Below are 18,911 nucleotides of genomic sequence, written 5' to 3'. Positions count from 1 at the left end.
TATGCAATTACATAATTATGACTTTATGTTTTTGCATAAAAGCATAAACTTAAAAGCTTTGAGACTCAATAAAAAGAAAGCGGTGTTGTGAAGTAGAGGGATACCTCCCCTAAGGAAGACGCACCCTATTCAGTTGTCAATTTGACAAGGGCTCTATAAAGGCCCTCAGAACTTTGTAGTTTATTATAACACGCCTTTGTGCTTTTTAGTTAAGCGATTGCCGTAAGCCAAAGCTAAAATTAGCAACTTCTCTCTAAGTAGCAACAAAACAGCAAAGTAAGCAAGGGCGCAGGCTGGTATGCTGATTAATAAACTAATTCCCTTTAGCGTAAATCCGAACCATCCCATCAGCAAACTTGCAAAGACTATTTTTACCATCCCAGAGAAAATGTCTCTCCAATCAATAATTTTGTAGGTCTTTTTTAGAAGGTATGCAAAGGAAAAAACAGAAGAGGAGGCCGTTCCCAAAGCCAAGCCTATCACACCAAGCTTAAGGACAAAGGCGTAAAGGTAAGCAGTCAAGCCTTCAAAGATTATGCCCCAAAAACTTGCCTTTACAGGAGTGAACGTGTCTCCCCTTGCAAAAAACACACTGCTGAGGGCCTTTTGAAGGGAGAAGAAGACCAAACCTAAGCTGTATGCCTGAAGGACCATGCCAACCACTTTAACGTCGTTCTCTAAAAACATTCCCCTACCGTATAAGAGCTCTACTATTTGTTCTGCAAAGACTAAAAGACCCACAACCGCCGGGAAAGAAAGCAGAAGTATAAAGCGAAGTGCTAAAGTTGTGCTTTTTGTTTTGTCCTCTCCGTGGGAAAGGGCAGAGAGCAAAGAGTTTGCCATACCAACGGATATAGCACCCAAGGGAAGCTGAAAGATGCGGTTAGCGTAATAAAGGTAAGATATGGAACCAAGGGCTAAAAAGGAAGCCAAGAACGTATCGATAAAAAAGGAAAGTTGGGCTATGCCAAAACCCATCAACGCGGGCAAAAGTCTTTTGAGTAGTAGCTTTACATCCGAATGACGCTTAAAACTAATACCTATAGGAGCGCCTTTTAAAAAGAAAACATGAAACAAAAGCTGAAAAAGTCCCCCTACGAGAACACCCGCTATGAGCGAGTAATAGCCAAGGCTGTTAGAACCAACGGTTATAGTTAAGGAAAAGACAGCATTAAAAACCGCTTGGGCAAAGGCGGGAACAAAGAAAACACCCTTTGTATTCAGAACAGCCATAAAAAAGGCAGAAAGACCTACAAAGAAAAGGTAGAGAAATATCCACTTACCCATAAAAACAGCTAAGTCAAAGTAGGATTTGGCCTTAATTCCTGGCGCTATAAGGCTTATTATCTGCTCCGCAAAAAGGACGAGCAACAAGGTAGTAAAAAGGTTTATAAGAAGATAGTACGTGAAGGTGGATTGGAGAAACTCCTTTTCTTTTCCCTCCTTTGTATTCTTGGCGTATATTGGAACAAAGGCAGCGTTAAACCCTCCTTCTCCAAACAGTCTTCTAAAAGTGTTGGGAAGCCGAAAGGCTACAAAGAAGGCATCCGTAATACTTGATACACCAAAATAGTAAGCTATTAAAGCATCCCTTACATAACCTACAGCTCTGCTTATAAAAGTGGCTACAGAAAAGGCTATGCTGTGTTTTATTAATCCCATTTACTTTTGGTGCCGGAGGTGGGAGTCGAACCCACACGCCCTCACGGGCACTGCCCCCTCAAGACAGCGCGTCTGCCAATTCCGCCACTCCGGCTATTATTAAAATTATATACCATGATAGACCAAACAGACCTTCCTAAGGATGAACTGGCAGAAAGGGCAGTCTTAGGTGCCATGATAAAAGATCCCGAAAATATACCCACGGTCCTTGAATACCTAAAAGAAGAAGATTTTTTCTTTGAAGATCACCGAACTGTCTTTTCGCTCCTCTGCAGAGTTTGGGAAGACAAGGGTAGAGATTGGGATGATATAGTCCTAAACAATTACATCGTAAAATCTGGATTGCAAAATAGGATCAGTATGGATTTTGTGTACGCCTTAGCACAGGAGGCAGCAGAAGGAGTGCTCTTAGAAGAAGCGATAAACAGTGTAAAAGAAAAGGCAGGGCTTAGAAGGCTTATGGAGTTGTCCATAGAAATACTAAAAGGAATAAAAGAAAGTCCAGACCTCAGCAATTTGATTGAGAAGGCCACACAGAGGATATACGAGATCTCGGAAAAGCACCATGTTACCCACTACCAACACATAAAGGAGATAACAAACCAGGTTTTAGAAATAATAGAAAAGAGAAGAAGCGAGGAGAAGTTAGTAACTGGAACACCTTCTGGCTACATAGACTTGGACATGCTAACCACAGGCTTTCATCCATCTGACCTTGTTATAGTGGCTGCAAGGCCTGGTATGGGAAAGACGAGTTTTATGTTGTCCATGGCGATGAACCTTGCTCTGGAAGAAAGGATCCCTCTAGCTATATTCTCTTTGGAGATGAGCAAAGAACAGCTTGTCATGAGAATGCTTTCTATGCTCTCAAAGGTGCCCCTTCAAAACATAAGGAAAGGTTTTATATCCGAAGAGGACTGGGAAAGATTGCTAAGCGCTGCCTTGGAACTTTCCTCCTGCAATATATACATAGACGATACTCCCACACTCTCCACTACAGAACTTAGGATAAAAAGTAGGAAGTTAAAGAAGGACAAAGGAGTTCAGATAATATTCGTAGATTATCTACAGCTTCTTAGGCCGCCCCACAGAAGAAGCTCTCGCCAAGAAGAAGTGGCTGAAATTTCAAGAAATCTCAAAGCTCTGGCAAAAGAAATTGCGGTCCCGGTGGTAGCCTTAGCACAGCTCTCCCGTCAAGTGGAGCACAGGAGCGACAAAAGGCCTCAACTTGCGGATCTCAGAGAGTCTGGTCAGATTGAACAGGATGCGGACCTTATCCTTTTTATCCACAGGCCAGAGTATTACAAGAAAAATCCACCACCAGAAGAAGAGGGTATAGCAGAAATAATAGTGGCAAAGCAAAGACAGGGACCTACGGGAATAGTAAGGTTGGCTTTTATGAAAGACACCACGATGTTTAAGTCTCTGTCACCCACCTACAAAAGCAGAGTAGAACCCTATACACCGCAACAGATAGAAGAGGATATTTCTACAGAAGACTACGACTTGGACTTCTGATGAGGGTAAGGTTTAGAATCTCAATATACAAAGACGGTAAGAAATTAAGTAAGGAAGACCTCAAACAGGAAAAATCTCCCTTTTGGATAGGTGTAAGGTATATAACAGAATTTAAATACTTGGAAGCTACAAAATGGCTTATGATTGCAGAAGATTGCTACGAAAAATATCTTTTGCTCTCTCTTGCTAACTTAGCCTTGGGACAGGAGAATCAAGGTAGAGAGTTCTACAGTGAAGCTCTAAAACACAAATCAATGCATCCGCTTAAAATCTTTTTGGAAGTTCCAGAAAAAAATATAAAACTTGAACCCAAAAACCTTTCAGAAATTCTGGCTTTTGTTTAATATTATATTGATGCGGCGTGGATACTTTGGTACCTTTGGGGGCAGGTTTGTTCCAGAAACCTTGATGTACGCCTTAGAGCAGTTAGAAGAAGAATACGAAAAGATAAAAACAGACGAGAGCTTTTGGGAAGAGCTACGCTTATACCTAAGAGACTTTGCGGGCAGACCTACTCCCCTCTACCTTGCCAAGAACCTAACTGAATACGCAGGAGGAGCTAAAATCTACCTGAAAAGGGAAGACCTTTTGCATACGGGTGCTCACAAGATAAACAACACGCTCGGTCAGGCTCTTTTGGCAAGGAGGATGGGCAAAAGAAGGATCATAGCAGAAACCGGAGCAGGACAGCACGGCGTGGCAACCGCAACCGCCTGCGCTCTTTTAGGGCTTGAATGCGTGGTCTATATGGGAGAGGAGGATGCCCAAAGGCAGAGATTAAACGTTTTTAGAATGAAGCTACTGGGAGCACAGGTAAGAATAGTAAAGAGCGGAAGCAGGACCTTAAAGGATGCAATAAACGAAGCTCTAAGGGACTGGGTTTCCAACGTGGAAACCACCCATTACATAATAGGCTCCGTGGTTGGTCCCCACCCCTTTCCAACCATCGTAAGAGACTTTCAGAGGATTATAGGAGATGAGACAAAAAGGCAGATCTTAGAGTTGGAGAGAAAACTTCCCAAGGCTGTTGTAGCATGCGTAGGTGGGGGCTCCAACGCTATGGGAATATTCTATCCTTTTGTGGAGGAAGAAGGGGTAAGGCTTGTAGGTGTGGAAGCTGGCGGGCTGGGTATAGAAACGGGTAAACACGCCGCTTCAATAAACGGTGGAAAAGTTGGAGTGCTTCATGGTATGAAGTCTTACTTTTTGCAAGATGAAGAGGGCCAGATAAAGACCACTTACTCTATATCTGCGGGGCTTGACTATCCGGGAGTGGGACCAGAGCACGCCTACCTTTTTGAGACTGGAAGGGCAGAGTATGTATACGCTACCGATGAAGAAGCCATAGAGGGCTTTAAACTGCTTTCAAGGCTCGAAGGTATAATTCCAGCCTTGGAGCCAGCTCACGCGGTTTTGAAAACTGTGGAGATAGCCAGAGGGCTTGACAAAGAAGATGTGGTGATTCTGAACCTCTCGGGCAGAGGGGACAAAGATATGGAAACAGTTATGAAACACCTTGGAGAAGCTTAAGTATCTTCCGATAGTTTTTTTCCTCCTGTCTGTTCTTTTTTCCATTCAAAGGGGTCAGGATCCCTTTCTTTTTGACGAAGATCTGGGAGAGGGTTTTGTGGTCCTTCGGGTGGAGGGGGAACATACCATAGAAGAGGGTAGGCTTCTTTCAAAGGTGAAGGTCTTGGGTGGAGATTTTCCTGAGATATACGCAAAAAGGGCCACACTCATAGTTTATGGTGCTTTGGACTTGCCCTCAAGAAACTTAAAGGCATACGCAAAAGTGAAAGTGTCAAAGGGAAGGGTAGTTATAACTTCAAGCTATGGGGACCTATCCTTTGTAGAACCAAAGCCAAGCCTCAGAGAGCGCATGATAAAAAGAGTGGAAGAGAAGTTTGAAGATAGGCAAGTTAAGAGCTTGGTGCTTGCTTACTTTTTGGGCGAAGACCAAGAGCTTTTGCCTTTAAAGGTTCAGTCTGCCTTTTTGACCACTGGACTGGTCCATCTTCTAGTAGTCTCCGGGGGGCATCTGACTGCCCTTGCCTTAATTTTGAGATACCTTGCTCCTTACAGGTATGGTTTGATTTTGTCCCTTGTGGGTATAACTTTTTACAGTCTATTTTTAGTCCCTTCTGAGCCCCCAGTCCTTAGAGCCTACCTTATGGCTGTTTTTGTTATTCTTTTGCTCCTTTACGGAGAAAGGCCAAACCTCCTTAACATACTCTTTCTGTCCGGAGCGATCATACTACTTTTTTATCCAGAATACGTTTATTCTTATTCCTTTTGGCTTTCCTTTTGTGCCACCCTTTACATAATCCTATCCCTGAGGGATGCCCCTAAGAAAAACTTGGTTTTTATGTTCTTTTGGGTCTCCTTCTTTGCCTTTCTTGGCACCATGCCCATAATTACCCTCCTTTCCTTTTCTGCGCCTTTTAGCATTGTTCTGACCCCCTTGCTAACTCCCCTCTTTAGTCTTTTTACTGTATATGGCTTTCTGGATATGGTCACTCTATTTTCTTTACCTTCCTTCCCCCTTGAACTCTTAGGAACCGCCATAATAAAAACCGTGGTCTTCTTCTCAGGCTTTGCCCCAACCGTTTTCTTTAAATTCCGTCTTTGGGAGACTGTCCTAAGTCTTTCGTTGGGAGCTTTTACGCTTCACTTTCTAAAAGGTTGGAATAAACTCTTTGCCGGTGTAGTATTCCTCCCCTTCCTGTTTTAGCCTGTGGTAGTAAGCTCCAGTGCAAGAAACCAAACCTTCTGCAATGTATAATCCTAACCTCTTGCTTAGCTCCCTCTCTTCTATTCCTAAGATCTGGGACAGCTCGCTCAGGGTCTTTGGTGTGTTTAGAAGTATTAAGATTGGGTCTTCGGATTTTTCATCCTTTAATTCGAACTTCTGAAGCCTTCCCACAAGCTTTGCCACTCCCTCATTTACCAGCTTTATACAACCTTCCCACCTTTCACTGGACCCGTATCCTACGTGCACATAAACCTGCCTTCCTTGCTCTTTGGCATAGTAAGCGGTTATCAAAGCTCCTGAGTTTTCCCCAGCCTCCACCACAAAAACACCTTCCGAAACCCCGCTGATGAGCCTATTTCTTCTTGGGAATGTGTGTTTTTCAGCGCTCTCCCAAGGAAGAAACTCAGAGACAACAGCCCCGCTACTTAGAACCACTCTTTTTAGACTCTCTTGTGCCTGTAAGATACCAAATCCCAAAAAGCATACAGTATAACCCCCTCCTTCCACACAGAACTTGTGGGAGAGAAAGTCTATTCCCATTGCACCACCAGAAGCTATGGCGTATCCCTTTGACACCAGAAGATTTACCAGGTCCCTTAGATACCTCACACTGTATCCATCTGGCTTTCTTGTGCCCACCACTCCAAAGAATACCCTTTGCTTAAGCTCCCCTTGGTAAAACAAAACAGGTGGTGGATCCTCTATCTCCCTCAGCTTAGGAAAGTAATCTTCATCTGAAAGAGTAATGCATCCTATACCCTCTTTTTGCAATACCTTTATAACTTGCTCCGGGTCAAAGCTGAGATTTTTCTCCTTTATCCTGCTTGCCTTAACCTTTCCCACAAGCTCTTCAAGCTCCGCCTGGTCTGCCTCCAGTATAAGCTTTGGGTCTTTGTAGTGCTGGTAAAGTTTTTTTATGCTCCTTTCGCCAAGCCCGGATATAGCTCTCAGAGTAAGCCAATAAAATACATTCTCCATTAGAGTTTATCCTTTTCTATCAGAGACTTTACCTCTTGGATGGCAGAGTCTATCTGAAGCTCTCTTCTTTCTCCCGTGTGCCTTATCCAAAGCTCCACCTTACCTTCCTTAACTTTTTTACCAACAACCAGGATATAAGGAAAGCCGCAAAGCTCCCCATCTGCAAACTTAAAGCCCGGGCTCTCGTCCCTGTCATCGTATATCACGTCTATTCCGAGCTCCATAGCCAACGTGTATAGTTTTTCCGCAACGCTTTTTTGCTCTTCATCCGACTGATTGACGCAGATAATATCAAGCTCAAAGGGTGCAACCACCGTAGGAAACTTAATACCTTTCTCGTCGTGATACTGCTCTACGATGGCTGGAAGGCACCTTGATATACCAATACCGTAGCATCCCATAACCACGGGCTTTTCCTGACCTAACCTGTCTTTGATGAAAGCTCTCATAGGCTCTGAGTATCTTGTTCCCAAGAGGAATATGTGCCCCAACTCTAAGCCTCTCCCAACTCTAAGAGGAGAACCACATTTGGGACAGGGGTCTGCCTCTTCTACCTGACACACATCTACAAACTCTCCATATTGAATATCCCTTCCCGCATTGACGTTGATGTAATGATAGTCCTCCTCGTTAAGTGCAACCACCATGTTCTTTACTCCAAAAACTGAATTATCCCAGAGGACTTTGAAGTTTGAAGGAAGATTAAAGGGACCTACAAATCCCTTTGATGTGTTTAGAATTCTTCTTATGTCTTCGTCTGTTGCCAGTCTAAATTCATCTGTTCCAAGGACATTTTCTAACTTCTTTTCATCCACTTCCCTGTCTCCCCTGATTAAAACCATGATAGGCTCTTCCCCTTTTAGGTACAAGACCGCCTTTAGAATTTTGTATGCGGGAATTTTTAGGTAGTCAGAAAGCTGGGCTATGGTGGTAGTGTTGGGTGTATAAACCTTCTGGATGGGCTTTTCTTCCTCTTGCTCCTCTTTGTGTTTTGGCAAAGGCACTATTTCTGCATTGGCGCAGTATCCGCAGTTTTCACAAAAGGCTACGCGCGCTTCTCCGTAGTCTGTCAAGACTATAAACTCGTGGGACATTTTACCGCCTATGGTTCCCACGCTTGCTTCAGCTAAAAGGGTGTTCAGCCTTAACTTTTTGAATATCCTCTCGTAAGCAAACTTCATAGTCTCGTAAGATATCATGGCAGAAAACTCATCCTCGTCAAAGGAGTAAGCATCTTTCATAATAAACTCCCTTGACCTTATCAGTCCAAAACGGGGTCTCTTTTCGTCCCTGAACTTAACCTGTATCTGATACAAAATCAAAGGAAGCTTTTTGTAAGAATTTACAAAGCTTCTAAAAAGGTCCGTTATCTCCTCCTCGTGGGTAGGTCCCAAACAGTATTCCCTTCCGTGTCTGTCTTTTAGAGTAAATAGCTCCCTTCCGTAAACTTCCCATCTTCCCGTTTCCTTCCAAAGCTCAGAGGGGTTTAAGACGCTCAGCAAAACCTCTTGAGCTCCGCTTCTTTCCATCTCTTTTCGTACAATGGCTTCTATTTTCCTTATCACCTTTAGAGCGGGGGGAGTGTATTCGTATATGCCAGAGGCTACCTGCTTGGTAAAACCAGCCTTCAGGAGGAGTCTGTGGGAATTTGCTTCTGCGTCTGCAGGCTCTTCTTTTAGTGTATACCAAAAATATCTGCTCCATCGCATAGGTGGGATATTTTAAAATAATCTTATGCTGAACAGAATTTTGAGGTTTTTGGGTATGTTTTCTAACAACATAGGGATCGATCTGGGAACTGCAAACACAGTTATATACTTGGAAGGAAAGGGGGTGGTCCTTTCGGAGCCATCCATAGTGGCCGTAGACGTGAGAACTGGAAAAGTTATAGCGGTGGGTAAAGAAGCCAAAGAGATGCTTGGTAAAACTCCCGGAACCATTCAGACCATAAGACCACTCAGAGATGGAGTTATCACGGACTTTGAGGCCACGAGAATAATGCTCTCACACATGATAAACAAAGTGATAGGCAAAGGTATATTTAAAGCTAAACCCCGAGTAGTTATCGGGGTGCCCTCAGGTGTGACGCAAGTGGAGAAAAGGGCAGTCATTGACGCAGCAAAGAGTGCGGGCGCAAGAGAGGTTTATCTTATAGCAGAACCGATGGCCGCGGCAATAGGTGCTGGACTGCCTGTAGACGAACCTGTTGGTAATATGGTAGTAGACGTGGGGGGTGGAACTACCGAAATAGCGGTTATATCCTTGGCTGGTATAGTAACCTCCACTTCTATAAGAGTGGCGGGAGACGAAATGACCGAGGCGGTGGCTAATTACGTAAAGAAAAAATATCATATACTAATAGGAGAGCAAACTGCGGAGAGAATAAAGATAGAGTTAGGTAGTGCTATCATAGAAGACCAAGAAAGAACGATGGAAATAAAAGGAAGAGATATGACCGGTTTACCGAAGACTATAAGTATATCAAACTTTGATATAGCTCAAGCCTTAGAAGATGTGGTCAATTCTATTATAAACGCTGTAAAGCTAACCCTTGAAAAAACTCCACCGGAATTGGCTTCCGATATAGCAGAGAGAGGCATAGTCTTAGCAGGCGGTGGCTCTTTACTTAGGAACTTAGATACAAGAATCTATCGTGAAACGGGAATATTTACAAGGTACTGTGAAGATCCTATGACCGCAGTGGCACGGGGCGTAGGTTCGGTCCTTGATAAGATGCATCTAATAAGGCAAATAGCCATGGAATGAAAAGTAGAATTATCTACGTTTTACTCTTTTTCTTTAGCGCCCTATCTTACTTAACTGAAGTTTATTCCTATCCAATGATCTCCCCTATAATTGGTTTTATAAACAGTATTTTCTTACCTGTGCTTGAGTTAAAGAGTCAGATCTCTTATAAAGTCAGAGATTTGGCAAATACATATGTCTTTTTAGTTAATGTGCAAAGGGAGAACAAAAGGCTTTTGGAAGAAATCAGCCGATTGAACTTAAAAGTTAGTGAGCTTGAAACGTGCAAAAGAGAGCTTAATCAAATAAAAAATCTGGAGGGATTTTATAAGGAACTAGATTACTTAATAGCAAGCGTGACTGCTTACGATCCCTCTGGCAGGGATGCGTTTATTATTTTAGACAAAGGTAAAAAGGACGGGATCGAAGAGGGCTTTGTGGTAGTAAATAGAAACATATTCGTGGGCATAGTAGACCAGGTATACCTGAGTAGTTCAAGAGTGAGAACGGTATGGTCTGATGCTATGTCTGTAAGCGTGGTAGTGGAGGGTAAGAACTATATATACAAAGGAGGTTTTCCTACTGGTAGGCTCCTGCATGTATTACAAGAAGATGATATTAAGGAAGGGGTTAGGGTTTTGCTTAGAAGTCCCCATTTTCCTTCCTTTGAAGTAGGCAAAGTGTATGGACCACCTTCCCTTGAGGAGCAGTTTTTCAAAAGGGTGGAAGTAAAGCCAGAAGCCGACGTTAGAAGGATGGAGTTCGTTGTTATTTTAAGGAGGAGGATTTGAGTTTCTATCTGGTTTTGTTCTTGATTTTAGTGCTTCAGAGCTCAGTTTTGGTTGGAATTTTTAAAAGTTACCTCTTTGTTCCTGATCTGCTGTTGTGTTTTGTCTTCCTTTCAAACCTCAAAGGCCAGGTAAATTACGGCAGGGGGTTTTTAGGGGCTTTGCTTTTGGATTTACTTCAAGGTTCCTTAGGATGGCATGCGTCTGGTAAGTTGTTAGCGCTCATGATTTTGGACGTTGCAAAAAAGGTTTTTTATGTGAAACTTATCTCAACGCTGGTTATGTTTTATGTAGTAATAGCCACTATCGAACACGCATACAGGTATCTTTTATTCAGAACTAAGTATTACTATCCTCTGGACTTTTATGCTCTAATTGGTTTTTTAATTGAACTGTTCATAGTTTACTTCTTTGGAAAAAAAGTGTTGAAAGGTAGCGATGAAGCGTAGGAATTTTATACTTTTTTTTGTATTGTCTTTCGTTCTATACTTGATTTTGGTTTTCAGACTGTTTTATCTTCAAGTTCTGAAAGGAAACTACTACAAAGACCTATCTAAGAGAAACTACATCAGACGTAGGATAATATATTCCCAAAGGGGGGACATATTAGACAGGCACTATAAAAAGCTTGCCTATGATGTGCCAGAGTATGCAATCTTTTTAGACCCTAAGATAATGCAGGAAAAGGAGGTTGTGGAACAGACCTTGAAAAATCTAAGAGAAATTTTTGGTATAGAGATATCCACCCAATCACTATTAGACAAATACAACAGTATAGAACCTGTACTTATCAAAAAGCTCGCAGATCAATCAGAAATAGATGCATTTTACAACAACAGCTACCGCTTGCCTGGAGTGTTTATAAACACGATCCCAAAAAGATTTTATCCTATGGGGGAGGAATGTGCTCACATCATAGGCTATGTGGGTTATCCCACAAAAAAGCAGTTGGAAGTTTATAAAGATAGAATATCGCATCAAAGCTTGGTAGGAAGGCAAGGGTTAGAGAAAGCGCTGGAGGAATCTCTGCAGGGGGCGGTGGGAGCAGAGGAGCTCATAGTGAATGCGGTAGGGAAAGTGGTAGGTGTATACAAGCAGACAAATCCCAAAAGGGGCAACACAGTGGTTTTGACAGTGGATAGCAGAATTCAAAAGATTGCGTACGAAGTTTTTAAGGAATCAGGGCACAAAGCTGGGGCTATCTTGATACTGAAGGCAGATAGCGGAGAAGTGCTTGCTTTGGTAAGCTATCCTTCTTATGACCCAAACAAGATATACCAGATGTGGGACGAGTATCAAAAGGATCCTTTAAATCCTCTCTTCAATAGAACCCTTCAGGCCTATTATCCACCCGGATCTGTAATAAAGGTCGGATTGGCTGTAGGTCTTCTCCAACAGGGTGTTAGTATTAAAGAAGGGGTAGTTTGTAAAGGATCTTTTCCATTGGGTAATAGAGTTTTCTACTGCTGGAAAAGAGATGGACACGGGTGGGTAAATCTAAAGACCGCCATAAGGGATTCTTGCGACGTGTACTTTTACCACTATTGTTATTACAAACTTGGTCCCAGGAAGATGGAGAGTATTCTAAGGCAGTTTTCCTTTGGTGAATCTGTTCCCTTTGAGCTTCCCAATTCCAGCGGAATATTGCCAAATCCAGAGTGGAAAAGAAAAAACAAAAAGGAACCGTGGTATGGTGGCGATACGGTAAATATGTCCATAGGACAAGGGCACCTAAAGGCTACTCTACTTCAGCAGTGTTTAATGGTAATGGGGATAGTTAATGACGGAGTCATCTACAGACCCACACTCATTAAAGAAGTAAGGGATCCTAATGGAAGGTTAATATGGAAAAACAAAAAAGTAGTTTATAAAGTTGTCAAAGCTCCGCCGGAGTATTTTGCCATTGTTAGAGAAGCTATGAGGGATGTGGTAAGGTCTGGCACTGGCCTATTGGCTAACTCTCCAATGGCAGAAATAGCTGGGAAAACTGGAACAGCTCAGGTAGCAGCAATCAGCGCAAGAAGAAAAACACTACCCTATCGCCTTAGAGACCATGCTTGGTTTGTGGGGTTCTATCCTTACAGAAACCCACATTTCATCATCGGAGTTTTGGTAGAACACGGTGGCTCAGGTGGCGGTGTGGCTGCGCCTATAGCCAGAAGAATAATAGAGAGAATTCAGATGGAGGGTATTCACAAGGAGTTCACTTAGATTAAATTTTTTTGCATGCTTAAGAGCTCGGTTGACCACAAGGCTATCCAGTTTGAATTTGCAAAAAAAGCCTTTTTTTCCTTTATTGAGGAGAGAAAGCACATCATACCATATCTGCGTCCAGAAAAAACTCCTGTGCTCTGCATGGACCTAAACGGAATAAGGCGTAGATACATTGAACTAAAGTATCACTTTTCCAACTTTAATATTTACTACGCAGTCAAAGCAAATGACCACGAGAGAATAATAAAGTCCCTTGCGGAGTTAGGTTCTCACTTTGAAGTGGCCTCTAGCCAAGAGTTGAGTAAGGTGCTTCAATCCGGAGTTAGCCCAAACAGGATAATATCCAGCAACCCAGTTAAACCTTTTGACTTTATAGAGTATTGTAAACAAGTAGGAATGGATAGATTTGCGGTGGATTCTTATACGGAGGTAGATAAGATAGCAAAGGTAATGAAGAGGGCGAGAGTATATGTAAGAGTGGTTGTTCCAAATGAAGGAAGTGATTGGCCACTTTCCAAGAAATTCGGCGTAGATTTGGACACTGCCATAGACTTACTGGAATATGCCAGAGAAAAAAATCTCATACCCTACGGTATTACTTTTCACGTGGGATCTCAGTGCAACAACTTTAGAAATTGGTTCATAGGTATAAGGACTGCTGCTGAACTATGGGAGAGGGCAAGAAGTAGGGGCCTTAAGCTTCAAATGCTAAACATCGGCGGTGGAATACCTGTGAAATACAGTTACGAAGCACTGAGTATAGAAGATATTGCTTATTATGTGAAAGGCTTAATGCAAAAATTTTTCCCTATTTTACCCCACGAACTTCAGATAGAACCCGGGCGCGGTATAGTGGGTGATCAGGGAATAATGGTATGCAGGGTTATAGGTAAAGGGAAAAGGGGGGAGGATAACTGGTTTTATATAGATACTGGCGTTTTTAACGGCTTAGCTGAAGCCTTAGGTGGCATTAGATATGCCTTTTACATAGACAGAGAGGGTGAGCTGAAAGAGTGGACCATCGGAGGAGTGTCCTGTGATAGTATGGACGTGGTGGCAAGAAATGTGGCCCTGCCAGAACCAGAGGTGGGAGATTACCTATACATACTCTCTGCGGGAGCCTACACTACTGTATACGCTGCCCCCTTTAACGGCTTTCCCATCCCAGAAGTTATATTTCCTTAAACTCAATTTTGAGAATACCCTGTTCTTTCAATGGCTCCACCACTATTATCCTTTTCAAAAAGCTCTTCAGCTCATCAGGAACTGCAAAAGTGTTGTTCCCGCTGACGTATGGCAAGTTTAGTATCACTAGTGTTCCCATTTCCATAATCTTAATGATTTGATCCACTTCTCTCTTATCAAAAAACTCCTTAAAGCCTAAGTAAAGAATATCAGGATTTATTAAGACCACATCTCTTAAACCTTCTTCCAAACTTTCCACGTCTACGCCTATTTCTCTCTGTATAGCTAAGGAAACGCCGTGCTTTAGCATGTAATTGAGGGGTTTTTCTAATACAAAAACAACTTTCGTAAAGTTAAAGCATACATACTGCATTAAGGAATATGAAAAAGTGCTTACCTTTATAGGACTCTTGCCCGTTACAATCACCAAACATGAATTTAAATCTTCAAAAATCCTATTTACTTCTTTAATTACGTTTTGGTAGTTCTCACATAAATCTTCCAGCTTTGGTATGTCGAAAGGTGTCTTGACGATTGATATTACATAAGTGCCCCTTTGTTTCACATAAACCACTCTAAACCTGCCTACTTTATGCAAACTGAAGGAAAAGGCTCCTTCTTTCCCCAAATGGCTAATGGGAGTAGATGAATAACTTCTAAGTGCAATAAGCGTATCTCTGACATCCTCATTCGTGAGCACGACATCAAGACACTTAATCAGTCTACCGTCTTTTCTTTCCAGGGGAAAAGTATTTGGTGCCAAAAATACTTCAGAAATCTCATCCGAGCTACTAAGATAACTTATAATTTGCGGTGCATAATTCATTGTTAATTATTTATAATAACACAATTGCATATGCAAAGGTCCGCTGGAGTTTTACTGCACATTACCTCCCTTCCCTCCCCCTTTTGCATAGGAGATTTGGGAAGACAGGCGTATCTTTTTGTAGATTTTCTCTCTGAAAGCAACCAAAGTCTTTGGCAGGTATTGCCTCTTAACCCAACCTTTGAAGAGTTTGGAAATTCCCCCTACTTTTCTACATCCTTGTTTGCGGGCAACCCTGTTTTGATAAGCCCAGAACTTTTGTGTGAAGATGGTTTGATCTCTTCAGAGAGTTTGGAGAAATTCAGAGAAAACCCTACTTCTAAAGTGGATTACCCTAAGGCTTACTTCCTTAAAGAAGTGCTTTTGGAGGAAGCGTTTAAAAACTTTTCCGAATCTGGAGATTTCTATTCCTTTGAGGAAGAAAATTCCTTCTGGCTTGAAGACTACGCAGTATTTTCTGCCCTTAGGAAGAAAAACACAAATTCTTGGGAGAAATGGACAGACCTAAAACCCGATCCTTTGGAAATCAGAAAAGAGAAGTTTAAGCAGTATATATTTTTCAGACAGTGGTTTAAGCTCAAAGAATATGCCAATAGAAAAGGAATAAAGATAATAGGTGACCTTCCTATATACCCTGCCTTTGACAGCGCGGACGTATGGGCTAACAAACACCTGTTTAGGTTTGACGTTGTAGCAGGCGTACCACCAGATTATTTTAGCCTTGAAGGCCAGCTTTGGGGAAACCCAGTCTATAACTGGGATGCATTGAGGGAAGAGAACTTTCAATGGTGGATAAAGAGGATAGAACACTCTTTAAAGCTTTACGATATTTTGCGTATTGATCATTTCAGAGGGTTAATATCCTATTACACTGTACCTAAGGGAGAGAAAACTGCAAAGTATGGAAAATGGGAAAGGGCTTATCCAGAGGAATTTTTCAGCCTTTTAAAGGAACGTTTTCCAAACTTTCCTTTTATAGCGGAAGACTTAGGCACTATAGACAGGGAAGTGGAGGAAATAAGAGATAAGTTTGGTTTTCCATCAATGAGAGTTCTTGCTTTTGCTTTCTTTGAACCTCACAGCTCTCATCTTCCACACAACTATACACAAAACTGCGTAGTTTATACCACCACACACGACAACATGCCCCTTAAGGACTGGTTTGAATACGAGCTCAAAGAAGAAGATAGAGAGAGACTTTATAAGTATATTGGCAAGAAAGTAGAAAAAGAAAGGGTAAGCGCAGAGCTTATTAGGCTTTCCTACATGTCCGTTGCAAACTACTGCATAGTGCCCATGCAAGACCTTTTGAACCTTGGAAAAGAATCAAGAATGAACACACCAGGCACTTCCAAGGGCAATTGGGAGTGGAGGATGATTACTTTACCCCAAGCGGAGCTTAACCTTTGGCTTTCTGAACTGACATACATTTACCAAAGGTTCAACACTTGAGGGCTCCAAAGAGCACATCGTTTAAATACTCCAGTTTCTTTTCCACGTCCTCTTGGCTATCTCCCACTACATTTACATGTCCCATTTTCCTTCTGTACCTTTTTTCCTTTCCATACCAGTAAAGCTTTGTTCCTTCTACAGAAAGTATCCTTTTGATGTCTATTTCTTCGTAGGACTTACCTATTATGTTTACCATGCCAGAAGGGCTTTTTAGCCTTGTGGAGCCAAGAGGCAAACCACAGATTGCTCTTACAAGGTTTTCAAACTGAGATGTATAACAGCCATCCAAAGTCCAATGTCCCGTGTTGTGAGTCCTTGGAGCTATCTCATTTATCAGTATCCGCCCATCCTTTGTATGGAAAAACTCAATACACAAAAGCCCTACTATGTTTAACTCTTCCATCAGAGATTTGACCATTTCCTGCGCAAACGGAAAGTTCAGGTCGGTGGTTTTGTTGTATATCAAAATGCCTTCCTCATGATAGTTTATGGTTAGTGGATACAATTTTATCTCTCCTTTACCACTTCTTACACCTATTATGGAAAATTCAAAATCAAATTCTACAAACTCTTCTACTAAAAACCGCTCCTCTTTTTTGTGATTCATTCTGATTGTCTTAAGCTTTCCTGTATCTCCCTTTATAAGGTATTGACCTTTTCCGTCATATCCAAGACTCTCCGCCTTTATCACCACAGGAAGGTTAAGCATTGCCACGGTTTTTTCTAAGTCTTCTCCAGCAGATACCAGAAAGTTTGGCACTGGATATCCACTTCTTCTTAAATACAGCTTTTCTTCCACTTTACTCTTTTTAAGATTTAGAACCTCAACGGAAGGTAAGGTCAAATGGGAAACGCTTTCCAGCACCTCATCGGGAATATGCTCAAACTCGTAAGTTACAACATCGCAGAGCCTCACAAATTCATCTATACTGCTGTAGTCAAAACATCCGTCTGCTACTTTACAGGCGGGAGAGGTTTTGGAGCTGTCTAAAACCAAAAACTCAAAACCAAGCTTTTTACCTTCCATTATAGTCATCCAGCCAAGCTGTCCTCCGCCTAGTATGCCTATCCTCATCAGTAAGTCCTATGGGCCGGTTGATATTTAAAGATATTTACTGGTATGTACTCAATCACCAGCTTGTCCCCTCTTTGATACACTAGAGTATGCTTTAAGAAGTTCTCGTCGTCTCTGTTTGGATAGTCCTCCCTTGTGTGACCTCCCCTTGATTCTCTTCTATGAAGTGCGCAAAATGCTACCACTCTTGCTAACTCCAGCATATTTCTGAGCTCTAACACTTCCACCAAGTTTGTATTGAATATTCTGCTTTTGTCCACTACCGGTATGCTTTCCCATCTTTCCAAAAGCTCGCTTAGTTCCTGATAGGCTTCTTGCAAAGACCTTTCGTCTCTGAAAATACCCACCTTTTCCCACATTATTTCTCCCATTTTCTTTCTTATATCAGCCAACTTCTCAGACCCTTCTCTGTTCATTAATCTTTCAATAAATTCTACGTTTCTTCTCCTTTCCGCCTCTGTCAGAGGTAGCCAGTCTACTTGCTTAGCATACTCCCTTGCAGATATGCCACAGAACTTGCCAAAGACGAGTATTTCAGTTAGAGAGTTCCCCCCTAATCTATTTGCTCCGTGTACAGACACGCATGCGCACTCTCCCACCGCATACAACCCTTCTAACTCTGTGGCGCTGGTTCTGTAGTTAGTTATATGTATGCCACCCATGCAGTAGTGGGCAGTTGGCCTTATGGGAACAAGGTCCTTAACAGGATCCACACCCTCAAAATCTATAGCAAGCTGGCGCACCTGTGGAAGTCTTTCTTTTATCTTAGCCTCTCCCAGGTGTCTTAGGTCCAAATAGACATAAGCGCTGGTGCCACTGCCAACCCCTCTTCCCTCTCTTATCTCATACTCTATAGCCCTCGAGACCATATCTCTGGGAGCCAACTCCATCTTCTCAGGTGCGTACCTTTTCATAAATCTCTCACCAAGCGCATTTAAAAGATATCCACCTTCACCTCTACAGGCTTCGGAAAGAAGTATGCCCGTCTTTGCCAGGCCCGTAGGATGAAACTGTATAAACTCCACATCCTTAAGCCCCAACCCAGCCCTTAGGGCAACGGCCACACCGTCACCCGTATTACCAACCGCATTGGTGCTTCTCTGCCAGTATATCCTGGCAAAACCTCCTGTGGCTAAGACCAACGCCTTGGTTTGGATGTTCAAGACTTCTCCGTTTTTTATGTCATAAACTGAAACCCCTTTTACCCTTACACCATCGTGGATTATGTCCAATAGAAAAAATTCGTTGTAAAAATCTATGTTATCCCGCGCCAATGCCTGCTCAAACAGAGTGTGGAGTATAACATGACCTGTTCTATCTGCGGAGAAAACAGTTCTCGGAAAAGATGCTCCACCGAAGGGCCTTTGGGCTATCCTTCCATCTGGGAGGCGTGAAAAAGGCACACCCCATCTGTCAAGCTCGTATACAATATCCGGAGCATTCTCGCACATAAAGAAAACTGCATCCTGATCTGCTAAGAAGTCTGAACCTTTTATTGTATCAAAGGCATGGGATGCGGGCGAATCTTCTGGGATCACATTTCCAAGGGCTGCATTCATGCCTCCCTGAGCTGCACCCGTGTGGGAACGTGTAGGATAAACCTTAGAGATGACTGCTACTTTGATGGTTGGGTCCATACTGGCTTCAATAGCAGTTCTTAAACCCGCACCACCTGCTCCAACAATAACCACATCGTATTTTGCCATAGAGTATGAT

16 protein-coding genes and 1 tRNA gene are annotated in these 18,911 nt (G+C 42.5%); 10 read left to right on the top strand and 7 right to left on the bottom strand.

The genetic code is table 11. The features are described 5' to 3' along the window. Positions 1–183: 183 nt before the first annotated feature. Together murJ and V7P40_RS06420 are read right to left on the bottom strand one after the other, a co-directional pair. Entirely contained in the window at positions 184–1,662 is a 1,479-nt protein-coding gene (murJ, locus tag V7P40_RS06425) for a murein biosynthesis integral membrane protein MurJ (RefSeq protein ID WP_333785149.1), read from the bottom strand. A 7-nt stretch (positions 1,663–1,669) separates the two neighbouring features. Continuing rightward, positions 1,670–1,756 (bottom strand) — tRNA-Leu (locus tag V7P40_RS06420). 20 nt (positions 1,757–1,776) lie between these two features. Between V7P40_RS06420 and dnaB the strand changes: the two genes are divergently transcribed. The 4 genes from dnaB to V7P40_RS06400 are packed head-to-tail and all read left to right on the top strand — an operon-like array spanning position 1,777 to position 5,911. Beyond that, on the top strand, positions 1,777–3,180 hold the full coding sequence (gene dnaB, locus V7P40_RS06415) for a replicative DNA helicase (RefSeq protein WP_333785148.1): 1,404 nt from the start codon (positions 1,777–1,779) through the stop codon (positions 3,178–3,180). Beyond that, positions 3,180–3,524, top strand: a complete 345-nt coding sequence (locus V7P40_RS06410) for a hypothetical protein (protein WP_333785147.1) — start codon at positions 3,180–3,182, stop codon at positions 3,522–3,524. The genes dnaB and V7P40_RS06410 overlap by 1 nt, the downstream gene beginning before the upstream one ends. 10 nt (positions 3,525–3,534) lie before the next feature. Continuing rightward, positions 3,535–4,710: a tryptophan synthase subunit beta gene (gene trpB / locus V7P40_RS06405; RefSeq protein WP_333785146.1), complete on the top strand. Its 1,176-nt coding sequence runs from the start codon at positions 3,535–3,537 to the stop codon at positions 4,708–4,710. After that, entirely contained in the window at positions 4,697–5,911 is a 1,215-nt protein-coding gene (locus V7P40_RS06400) for a ComEC/Rec2 family competence protein (RefSeq protein ID WP_333785145.1), read from the top strand. The genes trpB and V7P40_RS06400 overlap by 14 nt, the downstream gene beginning before the upstream one ends. Here the strand turns inward: V7P40_RS06400 and dprA are convergent. Then, positions 5,855–6,910, bottom strand: a complete 1,056-nt coding sequence (gene dprA / locus V7P40_RS06395; RefSeq protein ID WP_333785144.1) for a DNA-processing protein DprA — start codon at positions 6,908–6,910, stop codon at positions 5,855–5,857. The two genes, V7P40_RS06400 and dprA, sit on opposite strands and share 57 nt — an antisense overlap. Further along, on the bottom strand, positions 6,910–8,619 hold the full coding sequence (locus V7P40_RS06390; protein ID WP_333785143.1) for a proline--tRNA ligase: 1,710 nt from the start codon (positions 8,617–8,619) through the stop codon (positions 6,910–6,912). Before V7P40_RS06390 ends, dprA begins: the two co-directional genes overlap by 1 nt. Before the next feature lie 25 nt (positions 8,620–8,644). Here V7P40_RS06390 and V7P40_RS06385 point away from each other — a divergent pair, with 25 nt between their 5' ends. Genes V7P40_RS06385 through V7P40_RS06365 form a run of 5 tightly spaced genes read left to right on the top strand, consistent with a single transcriptional unit; the run spans position 8,645 to position 13,842 of the window. Further along, entirely contained in the window at positions 8,645–9,676 is a 1,032-nt protein-coding gene (locus V7P40_RS06385; protein WP_333785142.1) for a rod shape-determining protein, read from the top strand. Further along, entirely contained in the window at positions 9,673–10,446 is a 774-nt protein-coding gene (mreC, locus tag V7P40_RS06380; protein WP_333785141.1) for a rod shape-determining protein MreC, read from the top strand. Before V7P40_RS06385 ends, mreC begins: the two co-directional genes overlap by 4 nt. Then, the gene (locus V7P40_RS06375; RefSeq protein ID WP_333785140.1) at positions 10,443–10,892 is read left to right on the top strand and encodes a hypothetical protein; all 450 of its coding nucleotides are present in this window, start codon (positions 10,443–10,445) and stop codon (positions 10,890–10,892) included. The genes mreC and V7P40_RS06375 overlap by 4 nt, the downstream gene beginning before the upstream one ends. Then, positions 10,882–12,654, top strand: a complete 1,773-nt coding sequence (mrdA, locus tag V7P40_RS06370) for a penicillin-binding protein 2 (protein ID WP_333785139.1) — start codon at positions 10,882–10,884, stop codon at positions 12,652–12,654. Before V7P40_RS06375 ends, mrdA begins: the two co-directional genes overlap by 11 nt. Positions 12,655–12,669: 15 nt before the next feature. Next, on the top strand, positions 12,670–13,842 hold the full coding sequence (locus V7P40_RS06365; protein WP_333785138.1) for a type III PLP-dependent enzyme: 1,173 nt from the start codon (positions 12,670–12,672) through the stop codon (positions 13,840–13,842). Here V7P40_RS06365 and V7P40_RS06360 read toward each other — a convergent pair. Continuing rightward, on the bottom strand, positions 13,829–14,668 hold the full coding sequence (locus V7P40_RS06360) for a twitching motility protein (protein ID WP_333785137.1): 840 nt from the start codon (positions 14,666–14,668) through the stop codon (positions 13,829–13,831). The genes V7P40_RS06365 and V7P40_RS06360 overlap by 14 nt on opposite strands. Before the next feature lie 30 nt (positions 14,669–14,698). On the opposite strand from V7P40_RS06360, the gene malQ reads away from it, so the two are divergent. Further along, positions 14,699–16,120, top strand: coding sequence for a 4-alpha-glucanotransferase (gene malQ / locus V7P40_RS06355; RefSeq protein ID WP_333785136.1), 1,422 nt, complete (start codon positions 14,699–14,701; stop codon positions 16,118–16,120). Here the strand turns inward: malQ and V7P40_RS06350 are convergent. Together V7P40_RS06350 and V7P40_RS06345 are read right to left on the bottom strand one after the other, a co-directional pair. Further along, a complete protein-coding gene (locus V7P40_RS06350) occupies positions 16,110–17,195 on the bottom strand; it encodes a 5-(carboxyamino)imidazole ribonucleotide synthase (protein ID WP_333785135.1) in 1,086 nt (361 codons plus the stop codon). The two genes, malQ and V7P40_RS06350, sit on opposite strands and share 11 nt — an antisense overlap. Then, entirely contained in the window at positions 17,195–18,901 is a 1,707-nt protein-coding gene (locus tag V7P40_RS06345) for an FAD-dependent oxidoreductase (protein WP_333785134.1), read from the bottom strand. Before V7P40_RS06345 ends, V7P40_RS06350 begins: the two co-directional genes overlap by 1 nt. Positions 18,902–18,911: the final 10 nt, after the last annotated feature.

The organism is Thermocrinis sp. (genome assembly GCF_036781485.1).
In the GTDB taxonomy this organism is placed as follows: domain Bacteria; phylum Aquificota; class Aquificia; order Aquificales; family Aquificaceae; genus Thermocrinis.
Note: the sequence above shows the minus strand (reverse complement) of the source record. Positions and strands in the feature narration are given on the sequence as shown.

What these genes read in the sequence shown, in the direction of transcription:
- V7P40_RS06390 (WP_333785143.1), bottom strand. Translation starts at nt 8,619, where the DNA reads ATGCGATGGAGCAGATATTTTTGGTATACACTAAAAGAAGAGCCTGCA.
- V7P40_RS06410 (WP_333785147.1), top strand. Translation starts at nt 3,180, where the DNA reads ATGAGGGTAAGGTTTAGAATCTCAATATACAAAGACGGTAAGAAATTA.
- malQ (WP_333785136.1), top strand. Translation starts at nt 14,699, where the DNA reads ATGCAAAGGTCCGCTGGAGTTTTACTGCACATTACCTCCCTTCCCTCC.
- murJ (WP_333785149.1), bottom strand. Translation starts at nt 1,662, where the DNA reads ATGGGATTAATAAAACACAGCATAGCCTTTTCTGTAGCCACTTTTATA.
- mrdA (WP_333785139.1), top strand. Translation starts at nt 10,882, where the DNA reads ATGAAGCGTAGGAATTTTATACTTTTTTTTGTATTGTCTTTCGTTCTA.
- V7P40_RS06345 (WP_333785134.1), bottom strand. Translation starts at nt 18,901, where the DNA reads ATGGCAAAATACGATGTGGTTATTGTTGGAGCAGGTGGTGCGGGTTTA.
- V7P40_RS06350 (WP_333785135.1), bottom strand. Translation starts at nt 17,195, where the DNA reads ATGAGGATAGGCATACTAGGCGGAGGACAGCTTGGCTGGATGACTATA.
- V7P40_RS06365 (WP_333785138.1), top strand. Translation starts at nt 12,670, where the DNA reads ATGCTTAAGAGCTCGGTTGACCACAAGGCTATCCAGTTTGAATTTGCA.
- V7P40_RS06385 (WP_333785142.1), top strand. Translation starts at nt 8,645, where the DNA reads ATGCTGAACAGAATTTTGAGGTTTTTGGGTATGTTTTCTAACAACATA.
- V7P40_RS06360 (WP_333785137.1), bottom strand. Translation starts at nt 14,668, where the DNA reads ATGAATTATGCACCGCAAATTATAAGTTATCTTAGTAGCTCGGATGAG.
- dprA (WP_333785144.1), bottom strand. Translation starts at nt 6,910, where the DNA reads ATGGAGAATGTATTTTATTGGCTTACTCTGAGAGCTATATCCGGGCTT.
- trpB (WP_333785146.1), top strand. Translation starts at nt 3,535, where the DNA reads ATGCGGCGTGGATACTTTGGTACCTTTGGGGGCAGGTTTGTTCCAGAA.
- mreC (WP_333785141.1), top strand. Translation starts at nt 9,673, where the DNA reads ATGAAAAGTAGAATTATCTACGTTTTACTCTTTTTCTTTAGCGCCCTA.
- dnaB (WP_333785148.1), top strand. Translation starts at nt 1,777, where the DNA reads ATGATAGACCAAACAGACCTTCCTAAGGATGAACTGGCAGAAAGGGCA.